Here is a 10,490-nt window from a genome sequence, read left to right on the forward strand (position 1 = left end):
GCCCCAGTCCCAACCCTGGGGCGGAGGGCGTCCCTATGCCGACGACCGGGGCTACAGGGACGACCGGCGCGGCGATGATCGCCATCGGGACGACGACTATCGCTACAAGAAGAAGAAGCGCGACAGCATCTTCGACATCTTCGACTGAGGCTCAGACCTTCAGCCGGGCCGCCTGCATCAGGCTCTGCAGCGCCGCAGACGCCTCGGTATCGGCGTCCGCCGCCTGGCGGACTTCGGGGATCCGCAGCATCTTGACCGCTTCGGCGCGGGCGCGATCCGCAGCAGGCCCCAGAGGCGCGGTCTCGCCATTGGTCATCTTCATCAGGGCCGTCAGCTTCTGAACCGGCGTGGCCTGGGCCCGGCCGATCTGGGCCAGCAGTCCGGCGTCCGCCTCCAGGGTTCCGCCCAGGGCGCCGATGGCCGTCGAAATCTGTCTTTCATCCAGTTCGCCCAGCTGTACGGCCCGCACCGACCGCTGCAGTCGCGCCAGGACCAGCAGCTTCTGCGACACGCTGGGGCCGCCCGGCGCCGACTGGCGCATCTCGCTTTCCAGCCGGACGGAGGCCACGCAGGCGCTGAGCCAGCGCGCCGCCGCCCGCTTGTTGGCCCCTCCGGTGACGTTCTCGCACAGCCGCGTCAGCAGTTCGGCCTCGGACAGGGCGGTCGGACATTGGCGGACATAGGCGCCGACGAAATCGGGCGTGACCAGACTCTTGGATCGGTCGACGAAGGCGTTCTGCACCTCTTCCAGGGTCAGAAGCCGGCCCGCCGCCGCCGTCAGGGCCATGGCGAGGGTGCGCAGGATGTCGATCTCCCCCACCGGGTCGTTGGGCCGCAGCCGCCGCGGGCTGGCCAGTTCGCGCGTCACCATCCGCGCCAGGGACGCCGACAGCTGCGGGAGCTCGCCCCCCGCCAGACGCGCGCCCAGTCGCGCGGCGGGACCTTCGACCGCCGGCGTCATCAGGGCCATGCGGGAATCCAGACCGATCAGCCGTTCGACCTCTCGGGGGGCCACCATGCGCACCACTGCGGCCAGGCTGGCGCCGTGGTCCAGAGACGGGCCCAGGATTTCCGCCAGGTTCGCGCGCACCGCCAGCATTTCCGCCGCGATCTGTTCGACGGCGCCCACGACGAGCCCGCGCGCCGGCCCGGCCGGCGGCGCGGCGTCGATCATGTCCATCAGGCCGTCCAGCCGGTCCCGCGCCCCCTTGCGGTCGGCCAGGGCCTGGGCGACGACGCCGCCCATGACGAAGGCGCGGTCCGCCGATCCGCTCAACCCCTGCGCCAGCTCGGCGATCGACCGTTTTTCCAGGGACGGAAACAGGCCCGAGCGGCCCGCCTTCAGCAACCGTGCGACCGCATCTTCCGACAGCCGCTGGTAGTGGCGCACGACGCTGTGCAGGTCCTGGCCGCTGGCCTGGCTCTCCGGCACGGCGACCTTCTGGACGGCGTGCTGAAGCTCCACGCCGGAGGCGTCGAGTCGCTCGGCCAGGTCTGGCCGGTGCAGGAGTTCGAACGCCGTCGCCCCCTGGCGCTTCAGCCAGTCCTCCAGAACACGGCCGATCAGGGCGCGGGCGTGGGGCGTATAGAGTTCGGCCGGGGCGCTGCACGCCGGGCGAGCGGCCTCGACACTCTTGGGCTTCTTCTTCTCTTCGGGCGCGCCGATCGTCAGGATGTTGAGGCTGTTGAACTCCATCGTGTCCGGATCCAGCGTCTCCTTGGTGACGCGGGCGGCGGCGGCCAGCCGGTCGCGCAGCTGGTCCTCGGCCGTTTCCAGGGCGTGTTTGCGGTCCTCGGTGGCGATCAACAGGGTCCAGCCCGCCGGAGCGGTCTTTCGGACATAGACTTCGTAGTGGATCGGACCGGCCATCCGGGATCATTGAGGCCCAAGGCTTTAAAGGGGGGTTTTCACGACGAATTTTCATCGCGCCGTTGGAAACGAACCCGGCTATCGTTGAAACATCCGGGTTGGCGGCCCATTTGCCTTAGCCCTAATGTGACCGTGATCGAACGGTTACGCTTGCCGTGCGTTCTCGTTCGCGGGAACGGGAAGTTCAGGAGAAGACAACCTTGGCCAACATCACCCTGGTCGATGACGACGAGAACATCGTGGCGTCCGTCTCGCTGGCGCTGGAAAGCCATGGCCACAAGATCACGGCCTACCACGACGGAGCCTCGGGTCTCGCCGCGCTGGAAAGCGCGCCGCCCGACCTCGTCATCCTCGACGTGAAGATGCCGCGCATGGACGGGATGGAGGTGCTGCGCCGCCTGCGTCAGACCTCGCAGATTCCCGTCATCATGCTGACGTCCAAGGACGAGGAGATCGACGAAATCCTCGGCTTCAACCTCGGCGCCGACGACTATATCCACAAACCCTTCAGCCAGCGGCTGCTGATCGAGCGGGTCAAGGCCCTGCTGCGCCGCACCGGCGCCGACGCCGTCGACCCCGAACCCTCGGCCGAGGTTTCCGGCAAGGCGATCAAGCGCGGCAAGCTGAGCATGGACCCGGCCCGTCACGAATCCACCTGGGACGGCAAGCCGGTGAAGCTGACCGTCACCGAATTCCTGCTGCTCCAGGCCCTGGCCCAGCGCCCCGGCTTCGTGAAGAGCCGCGACAACCTGATGGACGCCGCCTACGACGATCAGGTCTATGTCGACGACCGCACCATCGACAGCCACGTGAAGCGGATGCGCAAGAAATTCCGCGCCGTGGACAATGAGTTCGACGCGATCGAGACCCTGTATGGCGTCGGCTACCGCTACCGCGAAAGCTGATCTTCCCGTCGGGCGCGAGCCCGACGAGGAGCCTGTCCGCCGGCCGAGGTTCCGCTTCGGCGGCTCGCGGCTGGGCGGCTTCATCCTGGCGCTCAACCTTCTCAGCCTGCTGATCCTGTTCGGCGGGGCGCTCGTTCTGAACGAATGGCGTCAGGGGCTGATCCAGGCGCGTCAGGAATCGCTGACCGTCCAGGCCGAACTGCTGGGCAATGTCCTGGGCGAACTGGGCATCAGCCGGGGCGTGCCAACCCCGGAGCTGGACGTGGGCGAGGCGGCGAAATGGCTGCGTGACAATTTCGTCCCGAACGGCCAGCGGGTTCGACTCTACGACATCAACGGCCTGCCGGTCATCGACAGCTACGAGGTGACCGAGAACATCCCTGGCCAGGTCCTCCCGCCTGCGCGTCCCGCCGGCACGCCCCCCTCCGGGGAGATCGCCCAGAAGACCCTTCGCGACGCCGAACACAAGAAGGCCGTCGAGGCCGAGGTCGCCGCCGAGGTTGAGCGCGCCCTGGCCGGAGAGCCGCAAACGACCGTCCGGCGCAACGAATCCGGCGACCGCGTCGTCTCCGTCTCGATCCCCATCCGGCATGTCCGCCAGGTGCTGGGCGTCCTGACCCTGGAAGCCGGCAATGTCGATGAGATCCTGGACGATCAGAGACGCGCCCTGGTGCCTTTCGCCCTGGTGGCCCTGGCCGTGAACCTGCTGGCCTCCCTCTTGCTGCATCTGTTCGTGGCGCGGCCGGTCTTGAGGCTGGCGGCGGCGGCGGACCAGGTCCGGCTTCAGCGCGCCCGCGCCATCTCCCTGCCCGACCTGGAGGAGCGCAAGGACGAGATCGGCGACCTGGCCCGGTCGCTGGAGTCGATGACCGACACCCTGTCCACCCGGATGGACGCCATCGAACGGTTCGCCGCCGACGTGTCGCACGAGATCAAGAACCCCCTGACCTCGATCCGTTCGGCGCTGGAGACCCTGCCCCTGGTCAAGACCGACGCCCAGAGGGAGAAGCTGACCAGTCTGCTGCAACAGGACGTGCGCCGCCTGGACCGGCTGATCACCGACATCTCCAACGCCTCGCGTCTGGACGCCGAACTGTCGCGCGACCGGCCTCGCGCCATCGAACTGAACCGTTTGCTGGCCGATATCGTCGGCGTCTATGAGACCACCGCCCGGCCGGACGATATTCCCGTCCGGTTCGAGCCTCCGCCCCAGAGCCTCCGGGTCGCCGGCCGCGACGGTCCCCTGGGACAGGTGTTCCGCAACCTGATCGACAACGCCCGCTCCTTCAGCCCCGCCGGCGGCGAGGTTCGGGTCGTGCTGGAAGAGGTCGAGGGCGACCTGCCCATCCGCATCCGCGTCGAGGATCAGGGGCCCGGGATCCCGCCCGAAAACCTGGAGACCGTGTTCGAGCGCTTCTACACCTCGCGGCCCAAGGGGGCGGCCTTCGGCTCCAACTCGGGCCTGGGCCTGTCCATCGTCCGCCAGATCGTCGAGGCGCATGGCGGCCGCGTCACGGCCGACAACCGGATCGGCGCAGACGGCCAGGTGATCGGCGCCCGGTTCGAGATCGGCCTGCCGTCCGCCGCGTCGCCCGGTCGTCGCTCATGACCGACCCGTCGCCCGTTCACGCCACCACGGTCGCCGTCCGCCGGGACGGGGCCTGGACGGCGGTGATGATCCTGGGTCCGTCGGGCGCCGGCAAGAGCGATCTGGCCCTGCGGCTGATCGGGCGGGGCTGGCGACTGGTCAGCGACGACTATACCCGGGTCTGGGCGTCCGGCGGCGCGCTTCATGCGACCGCCCCGGCCGCCATCGCCGGTCGGATCGAGGCGCGCGGGGTCGGAATCGTGTCCGTCAGGACACGGCTGGTCGCCAGAGTCGTCCTGGCCGTCGCCTGTGTTCCCGAAGCGGTCGAACGGCTTCCGGAGCCGCAGACGCGGCGCTTCTGCGGGATCGACCTGCCCCTGCTGGCGCTGGACCCCCGCCCCGCCTCGGCCGTCGAGATGGTCGCAGTCGCGCTTCAGACGCTTTGAACCCGCGCATAACGGGTCTATGACACGCCCCTTGCGGTCCAAAACGGATGCGTCCGGCCTCCCTGGCGGGCGCGGGGAGGTCCGGGGACGGTTCAGGGCGGGATGCGAGTGAAGTTCTCATGATTGGCCTGGTTATCGTCACCCATGGGGGACTGGCCTCGGAGTTTCTTTCGGCGATGGAGCATGTGGTCGGGCCGCAGCGCGGCGTCGCGGCCATATGCATCGGGCCGGATGACGACATGGAGCGGCGCCGTCGCGACATCGTCGACGCCGCCGCCGCCGTGAACGACGGCGACGGGGTGATCCTGTTAACCGACATGTTCGGCGGCACCCCGTCCAACCTGGCGATATCGGTGATGGAACAGACCCACGCCGAGGTCATCGCCGGCCTGAACCTGCCCATGCTGATCAAGCTGGCCAGCGTGCGCGGGCGCGAGACCCTGGAGGCCTGCGTGGCCCACGCCCAGGACGCCGGGCGCAAATACATCTCGGTGGCGTCCTGGGTGCTCGCGGGCGAAAAATGAGCGTGAAGACGACTCTCGACATCTGCAATACGCGCGGCCTGCACGCCCGCGCCTCGGCCAAGTTCGTCAAACTGGCCTCCAGCTTCGACAGCGAGATCCATGTGACCCGCGACGGCGTCTCGGTGGACGCCCGTTCGATCATGGGCCTGCTGATGCTGGGCGCCGGCATCGGCTGCAGCATCGAAGTCTCGGCTGAGGGCGCAGACGCCGAAGAGGCGATCGAGGCCCTGACGGACCTCGTCGCGCGCAAGTTCGACGAGGATCAGTAGGGGGCTTCCGCCCCCGGATTACAGGCCCAGGGCGCGGCGGATGTCGCGCCAGTCCACATATTTGAAGTTCTGGGTGCCCACGTCGTTCACGTCGTCCTGGATGACGACCAGACCTTCGGGGAAGGGACCGACCGCGCCGCTGGCGGCGGCCAGGCCGTCCGTGCCGGTGACGCCGTCCACCACGCCGTCCACGATCTTGAACCGGCCCTTGTACTGCGGGGCGGCGCCGTCGATGCGCCAGACCGGGAAGGTCGAATCGCCCTGGCTGGACGCGATCAGATAGCGTTTGTCGCCATCCGTCAGCGTGGTCAGCCCCTCGGCGTCGGCGACCAGGACGTCCTTGGCGATGGGCTGGACCAGGGTCCGCGCCGCGCCCGACGCCGGGTCGAGGCCATAGCGCCACAGGCCGACATTCTCCTCGTTGATATAGAGGGCGTTCGTGGCCTCGTCGGCGGCGCAGCCTTCGGAAATGGTTCCGATCTCGGCGCGACGCACCTCGCGCGAGACCGGCTGACCGGCCGCATCGACGCTCAGCACGAACTGTCGCAGTTCGCCCTCATGCCCCACCAGGACCGCGTGGATCTCAGCACCGCGTCGCGCGAAACAGAAGCCGTAGGGTTCGATCACGTCGGTGGCGATGGCGCCCCAGGGGCGGACGGCGTTCTGGCCGGTCCCGGCCGGATCGAACAGATACAGCGAGATTCCCGTCTTGCCCGGCGTGCGGTCGCTGGCGCCCAGCACCAGCTGCGGCCGGCCGTCGATGTTCAATCCCTCGATCAGGTCGACATTGTTCAGCAGGCCTTCCGGCAGGAACTGCAGGATCCGGCCGTCGAAACCGTAGATGTAGAGGCCCGACTTCTTGTCCGTCCCGGCCACGAAGCCCTGAGTGGCCTGGCCCATCACCATGACCGGCGCAGCCGAGGCCCAGACGGCGGGATCGTCCGCCGCGTCCTGGCCGGCCGTGCCGACCGAGGGGGTTTCCAGCACGGCCTGGACCGGCGCGCCCGGCCCGACGAAGCCTTCGCCCTCGCCCTGGAAATCGACCTCGCGGGTCGCGCAGGCGGTCAGCATCAGGGCCGCGAGCGAGACGCCCGCTAGAATCTTGGCTGGCTTGAACGTCATGACTGGCCCCCGACAGAATCTGCTGCGTCCTGATCGGCAAGGCTCCGCGGCGCGTCAATGGACATATTGTGACGTTTGCACGACGAAATCGCATGATTTCGGCCGTTGTCGGATCATTCGCAATCTCACTGACAAGGAAACGAGCGGCAAGCGTCGCCAAAACGTCGCGATCTTTTTGCCGCCTGGGGGTAAGCGCGGCTGTATTCGTCGGGAGCAAACCCGACATTGGGGACCTCGTCATGAAATTCCATCTCCTCGCGGGCGCTTCGCTCGCGTCGCTCGCCGCTGTGACCGCCGCCCTGCCGGCCCACGCCTATGAAGCCTCCGCCCTGGCCGCCTCGGTCGCCGTCGCAGGCGAAGTCGTTCACGGCCGGGTCACCAACGCCGCCGGGGACGCGCTTCCGGGCGCCGAGGTGATCGTGCGAGCCACCGGACAACGCGCCGTGACCAACACCCAGGGCGAGTTCGATCTCGTCCTGCCGACCGGCACGGCCGTGCTGGACGTCCGCTATATCGGCCAGCCCTCGGCGACCCAGACCGTCAGCGTGGTCCAGGGCGGAACCGAAGTGTCGATCATGCTGGGCGCAGGCGAGGCCGCGACCGTCAGCGACGTCATCGTCACCGGCGTCATCACCGACGGTGTGGCGCGGTCGCTGAACCAGCAGAAGAACGCCGACGGCACGGTCAATGTCCTGTCCGCCGACGCCATCGGCCGCTATCCCGACCCCAACGTCGCCGAATCCCTGCAGCGCGTGCAAGGCATCGCCATCCAGCGCGACCAGGGCGAAGGCCGCTACATCAACGTCCGCGGCGCGCCCTCGGCCTTCACCGCCGTCTCGGTGGACGGGGTCCAGGTTCCCGCTGTCGATCCGGGCACCCGCGCCGTCGATCTGGACACCCTGCCCAGCGACATCGTCGCCAATGTCGAGGTCTCAAAGACGCTCCTGCCCAGCCAGGAAGCCGATTCCATCGCCGGCGCCGTCAACATCAAGACCCGTTCGCCCTTCGACAAGCGCCGCCTGGCCGTCAGCGGCTACGCCGGCGGCAGCTATAACGACTACGGCGGTTCCGACACCCGCGCCGCCGCCACGGCGTCCAACGTCTTCGCCAATGAGACCTTCGGCGCCCTGCTGTCGGTCAGCTATTCCGAAACCAACCGCCGCCCTGACAATGTCGAGAACGCCTGGGTCAAGGAAGAGCAGAACGGCGCCGAGATCTTCGTGCTCGAAGAGAGCCTGTTCAAGGACTACGAGACCAAGCGCACCCGCCAGGCCGTGACCGGCGCCCTCGAATGGCGCCCGACCGACGACTTCCGCGCCTATCTGCGCGGATCGTTCGCCCAGTTCGAAGACGACGAATACCGCAACACCCTGGGCCTCATCTATTCGGACGGTAAGCTGCAACCCGGGGCCACCGACACCACCGCGACCTACACCGGGGCGCGTATCACCCGCCAAATCCGTCACCGCACCCAAAAGAACGATATCACCACCCTGGTGGCCGGCGGCGAAAAGACATTCGGCAACGGCGGCGTCTGGGACGCCAGCCTGTCTTGGGCGAAGAGCGAACAGAGCTACCCGAACCGCAATGAACTGCTGTATCGCTCCAGCGCGACAACGCTGAGCTACAACACCGCGGATCACTATATGCCGAGCTATTCGGTGTTCAGCGATCCGACCGGCTTCTACCGTGACCCGACCAAGTTCACTTTCCGCGAAAACACCTTCCGCGAAAACACCACCTCGCAGGAAGACGTCGCCTTCAAGACCAACTTCGAGCTGCCCAGCCAGTTCGCCGGTCGCGACGTGACGTGGAAGTTCGGTGCCAAGTTCAACAGCCGCGAGATCAATGCGGACGAGCAGCGCTACCGCAACCGCGCCTCTTCGGCGAGCCCGGGCACGCTGGCGTCGGTGCTGAGCGACCGTGAATCGCGCAACTACGACTATGACCTCGGCTTCAAGTTCGACGCTGACCTGGCCGACGCCTATTTCGCCAGCGCGCGCGCCGCGTCTCCGATCCGCGAGCCTGACTCCATCACTGCGGACTACACGGCTCGGGAAGACATCCTCGCCGGCTACGCCCAGGCGCGGTTCGACCTTGGCGCCACCAATGTCATCGTCGGCGTCCGGGTCGAGAACACCAAGTTCGACGGCGACGCCGCCAAGGTGGTCGATGGCGCCGTCAGCCCGACCTCCGTCAGCCGCGACGACACGGAGTTCTTCCCGAACTTGACCGTGCGCCATAGCTTCTCCGACAATCTGATCGGTCGCTTCGCCCTGACGCGGTCCATCTCACGGCCGGAGTTCGATCAGATCGTTCCCCGCCGCATCGAGGAAACCGACGGGTCGAACATTTCCTACGAAATCGGCAACCCCGATCTCCAGCCGACCCTGTCGAACAACATCGACGCCGGTCTCGAATACTATTTCAACAGCCTGGGGGTCGTCTCGGCCAACGCCTTCTACAAGGACCTGACGGACTACCGCTATGTTCTGAAGTACACCGAGCCCTTCGGCGCCGACGGCGAGGCGGACTTCGAGACTCCGGTCAATGCGCCGGACGGTCACCTGGCCGGTCTTGAGCTGAACCTGCAGCAGAAGTTCGACTTCCTGCCTGGTCTTCTGTCCGGCTTCGGCGTCTTCGCCAACTACACCTGGACGGACGCCGAGATCAAAACCGATCGACTGTATGCAGGGCGCGACACCTTCTCCCTGCCCGGCCAGTCGGACAGCAACTACAATGCGGCCCTCTTCTACGAAATGGCCGGGTTCAGCGCCCGTCTGTCCTACACCAAGCGCGGCGATTATCTGGACGAGATCAACGCCGACGACGCCGATCTGGACCTCTATGTCGAGGGCCGCGAACAGCTGGACTTCACCACCAGCTATGACTTCGGCAACGGGGTCGAATTGTTCGGCGAGGCCAAGAACCTGACCGACTCGGCCGGTGTTCGCTACTATGGCTCGCGCGAGCGCACCTACGAGTACGAGAAGTTCGGCTACAACATCTTCGTCGGCGTCCGCTTCAAGCTCTAGGACCCCGAAACCTAGACGCAGAAAGGGCCGGACGGCGACGTCCGGCCCTTTTTCATGGGCGATGCGCGCCGCGCTTCCGGGCGGCTTGACGACGGGCCTCGTCATGAGGTCTGGGTATCGGAGACCACCCCCGCTCCGCTGGTTCGCCCCTTGCAGATCCTGGCGAACCTGGGCGGCGGACGCCCCAGATTGAAACGGATCGACCGAATGTTTCTCGAAGGCGAGGTCAACTGGACGCTGATCTTCGGCATCACGGCCGTCGTCGGCTACGCCCTCGCGGCCGTCGCCCTCTGGTTCGCCGTGACCCACGGCGCCCGCCACGCCAGCGCAAGCGACCAGCTCGACATCGTCCAGAAGGTGGCCGAATCCTCGGACAGACGCCTGTTCGAGACGATGAACGCCGTGCCCGTGGCCATGGTCGAGACCGACAGCACGGGCAAGTTCGTCTTCGCCAACCGCGCCGCCCATCAGCTGCTGGGCCGTCGCGACGCCGAACTGCTGGGCCTGCGCTTCCATTCCGCGACCTGGGGCATCACCTTCCCGGACGGCAAGCCGATCCCCGCCGACCTGCTGCCCAGCGCCCGGGCCCTGCGCGGCCAGACGGTGCGGGGCTTCCAGCATCTGATGATGAACGCCGCGACCCGCAAGAAGATGCTGGTTTCGGTCACGGCCATGCCGATCGAGAACGAACGGGGCCAGATCACCGGCTCCATCGCCGCCATCGTCGAGAC

General features: G+C 67.2%; 9 protein-coding genes. 7 read left to right on the plus strand and 2 right to left on the minus strand.

Annotated features, from left to right (window positions below; translation table 11 throughout):
- Positions 1–151: 151 nt before the first annotated feature.
- Positions 152–1,870, minus strand: a complete 1,719-nt coding sequence (locus ER13_RS13300) for a hypothetical protein (protein WP_008261656.1) — start codon at positions 1,868–1,870, stop codon at positions 152–154.
- Positions 1,871–2,070: 200 nt separating this feature from the next.
- Between ER13_RS13300 and ER13_RS13305 the strand changes: the two genes are divergently transcribed.
- From ER13_RS13305 to ER13_RS13325, 5 genes are all read left to right on the plus strand, one after another.
- Positions 2,071–2,775, plus strand: a complete 705-nt coding sequence (locus ER13_RS13305; RefSeq protein WP_035309962.1) for a response regulator transcription factor — start codon at positions 2,071–2,073, stop codon at positions 2,773–2,775.
- Positions 2,744–4,384 carry a stimulus-sensing domain-containing protein gene (locus tag ER13_RS13310; RefSeq protein ID WP_035309965.1) on the plus strand — a complete coding sequence of 547 codons (1,641 nt, stop codon included), beginning with the start codon at positions 2,744–2,746 and terminating at the stop codon, positions 4,382–4,384. Before ER13_RS13305 ends, ER13_RS13310 begins: the two co-directional genes overlap by 32 nt.
- Positions 4,381–4,809, plus strand: coding sequence for an HPr kinase/phosphorylase (locus ER13_RS13315; RefSeq protein ID WP_008258830.1), 429 nt, complete (start codon positions 4,381–4,383; stop codon positions 4,807–4,809). Before ER13_RS13310 ends, ER13_RS13315 begins: the two co-directional genes overlap by 4 nt.
- Before the next feature lie 119 nt (positions 4,810–4,928).
- Positions 4,929–5,333 (plus strand): PTS sugar transporter subunit IIA, encoded by a 405-nt coding sequence (locus ER13_RS13320; protein ID WP_008262883.1) that lies wholly within the window; start codon positions 4,929–4,931, stop codon positions 5,331–5,333.
- Positions 5,330–5,602 carry an HPr family phosphocarrier protein gene (locus tag ER13_RS13325; protein ID WP_008262858.1) on the plus strand — a complete coding sequence of 91 codons (273 nt, stop codon included), beginning with the start codon at positions 5,330–5,332 and terminating at the stop codon, positions 5,600–5,602. Before ER13_RS13320 ends, ER13_RS13325 begins: the two co-directional genes overlap by 4 nt.
- 18 nt (positions 5,603–5,620) lie before the next feature.
- On the opposite strand, the gene ER13_RS13330 is transcribed toward ER13_RS13325, so the two are convergent.
- Positions 5,621–6,724 carry a phytase gene (locus ER13_RS13330; RefSeq protein ID WP_035309969.1) on the minus strand — a complete coding sequence of 368 codons (1,104 nt, stop codon included), beginning with the start codon at positions 6,722–6,724 and terminating at the stop codon, positions 5,621–5,623.
- A 239-nt stretch (positions 6,725–6,963) separates the two neighbouring features.
- Between ER13_RS13330 and ER13_RS13335 the strand changes: the two genes are divergently transcribed.
- Positions 6,964–9,759, plus strand: a complete 2,796-nt coding sequence (locus ER13_RS13335; RefSeq protein WP_035309971.1) for a TonB-dependent receptor — start codon at positions 6,964–6,966, stop codon at positions 9,757–9,759.
- A 207-nt stretch (positions 9,760–9,966) separates the two neighbouring features.
- On the plus strand, positions 9,967–10,490 hold a 524-nt coding region (locus tag ER13_RS13340), incomplete at its 3' end, for a PAS domain-containing protein (RefSeq protein ID WP_035309973.1).

Origin of the sequence: Brevundimonas sp. EAKA (assembly GCF_000698025.1) — a bacterium.
Lineage (GTDB): Bacteria > Pseudomonadota > Alphaproteobacteria > Caulobacterales > Caulobacteraceae > Brevundimonas > Brevundimonas mediterranea_A.